General features: G+C 72.4%; 1 protein-coding gene. It reads right to left on the reverse strand.

Annotated elements, in window-relative coordinates; translation table 11 throughout:
- A partial coding sequence (locus BIV28_RS19605; RefSeq protein WP_242653148.1) for an alpha-amylase family glycosyl hydrolase occupies positions 1-627 on the reverse strand: 627 nt, incomplete at both ends.

Below are 627 nucleotides of genomic sequence, written 5' to 3' on the forward strand. Positions count from 1 at the left end.
AGACCTCGGCGCGGCCGCCGACGACGCCGCCGGCGCTCGGCGAGAGCGGGTACACCGCCGGCGCCGTGCGCGAGACCTCCATCGTCGAGTCGGCGCGGAAGACCTTCACCGACAGCGGCGGGACGCTGACCGTCACGCGACCGGACGCGTCGGCGCGCACCGCACCGGGGCCACCGAGCAGCGAGCTGAACTTCGAGCGCGCCGAGTAGGTCTGGAAGGTCGCCTGCTTCGTCGTCGTCGCGTTGTTGGCCACGACAAGGTACTCGCGCTTGGCGGCCTTGTCGATGCGGCTGATCGCGTAGATGCCGGCGCTGTCGCTGGCGTAGCGGTGCACCTGCGCGCCGTCGGCGAGCGCCGGGTTGGCCTGGCGCAGCGCGGCGAGGGCGGCGATGCTCCGGTAGAGCGGGGCGCTCGTGTCGTAGTGCGAGCCGGTGCCGGCCTTGTCGGGGCTGCCGACGATGGTGTCGTCGGCGTAGTCGGCCGTCTGCGTGGCGAACATGTCCTGGCGGGCGCGCTTGTCACCGAAGTCGGTGGTCGGGCCGGTGAAGCCCTGCTCGTCGCCGTAGTAGACGACCGGCTGGCCGCGGGTCAGGAACATCAGCGACGTGGCGAGCCGGTCGCGGTCGA

The organism is Intrasporangium flavum (assembly GCF_001956915.1).
In the GTDB taxonomy this organism is placed as follows: Bacteria; Actinomycetota; Actinomycetes; order Actinomycetales; family Dermatophilaceae; genus Monashia; species Monashia flava.